This window comes from Bacillus sp. 7884-1 (genome assembly GCF_002272245.1).
Lineage (GTDB): Bacteria > Bacillota > Bacilli > Bacillales > Cytobacillaceae > Neobacillus.
In genome coordinates, this window is record NZ_NPDD01000291.1 from 1 (window position 1) to 810 (window position 810).

Sequence of the window (810 nt, forward strand, 5' to 3'; positions counted from 1 at the left end):
CCCTATCTTTATCTTTATTCCAAGCTTTCCGCTCCTATTATAATCGGCTCTGCAACCTTCTGCTGAAATTGCTTCATAAACTCATAGAATGTTTTAGCCAGTAATATTCGTATGTACTTAGACTGAATCGAATAAGGAACGCCCTCACCCACAATAAGTACAATCGGCAAAACCCGGATTAGATGCAATCGGTACTCACACCATGCGGAAAACATTCGGGTATTGGTTTTACAAGCAAACCAAAGACGTCGCTAAGCTCCAGGCCATCCTCAATCACAGTCATCCCCAAATCACATTGCGCTACATTGGAATAACAGATGAAGAGATCGAAAACGACTTGAATGACTTTGTATTGTGAGGGTAGCCACATACCTGAAATATGTGCTACTACTCAAAATGGATATCCGAACTTTATCGAGAAGTGTTATCAGCTTACTGAAATTACCGTGGTTTTGTCGATATAGGGGGGGATAATTGTGGCTTTCGCAAAGTCCCCTATGAAGATGGAAATTGGGACAGTTGGCAACTCCACACAAATTAATCACTTATGTATTTGCGGATAGCCCACTTTTTTTTGTAAATGTAGTTATGATGTTCGCAATAGCCGTTGGTAAAATAAGGTTTGGTAAAGCCCATTTGCTAAGCAATGTGCAATCGATCCTCTTCATTTTTGAATATAAGTTATGAAGCCTCATGATTGCCTTATTTTATTTTTTTCATTTTCCATTTTCATATCTTTTAAGTTATGACACTTTATCTATAAAAAAAGACCGTCTATGGACAGTCCTTTTCTTAAACTAAAGCACCCGA

At 38.4% G+C, this 810-nt stretch carries 1 protein-coding gene and 1 pseudogene; one reads left to right on the forward strand and one right to left on the reverse strand.

Annotated elements, in window-relative coordinates; translation table 11 throughout:
* Positions 1-14: 14 nt before the first annotated feature.
* Positions 15-188 carry a hypothetical protein gene (locus CHI06_RS30140; RefSeq protein ID WP_179292820.1) on the reverse strand — a complete coding sequence of 58 codons (174 nt, stop codon included), beginning with the start codon at positions 186-188 and terminating at the stop codon, positions 15-17.
* Here CHI06_RS30140 and CHI06_RS28205 point away from each other — a divergent pair.
* Positions 182-358, forward strand: a pseudogene (locus CHI06_RS28205) (tyrosine-type recombinase/integrase); the annotation flags it as partial. The gene CHI06_RS30140 and the pseudogene CHI06_RS28205 overlap by 7 nt on opposite strands.
* Positions 359-810 lie beyond the last annotated feature (452 nt).